The organism is Streptococcus mitis (assembly GCF_946190375.1).
Classification (GTDB): Bacteria; Bacillota; Bacilli; order Lactobacillales; family Streptococcaceae; genus Streptococcus; species Streptococcus mitis_CJ.
Genome location: NZ_CAMIAF010000071.1, coordinates 1 through 291, shown reverse-complemented (window position 1 = coordinate 291; position 291 = coordinate 1). Strand labels below are relative to the sequence as shown.

Here is a 291-nt window from a genome sequence, read left to right as displayed (position 1 = left end):
ACTTTATCTTCGATCGCTTTCTTCTCTTCTGGAGTTAAGTTAGCTGGATCTTTAACTGCTGTCTTATCTGCTGGTTTAACGATGTCGTTGCCTGCATTTGGTTTAGTTGCAGTTTCTGGATCTTTCGTCAAGTCTGTTGCTGGAATTACGGCTGTCTTACCTTCTGGGGTTGTGACTGTCACATTTCCTTTATCATCTACAACTACTGTTGCACCTGGGTTTACAGCTTTAACTTTATCTTCGATCGCTTTCTTCTCAGCGTCTGTAAGTTTTTCTGGATTTGCTACTACT

1 protein-coding gene is annotated in these 291 nt (G+C 41.2%); it reads right to left on the bottom strand.

Translation table 11 applies throughout. The features are described from left to right. On the bottom strand, positions 1-291 hold a 291-nt coding region (locus tag N8M09_RS10980; RefSeq protein ID WP_419991733.1), incomplete at both ends, for a MiiA motif-containing surface protein.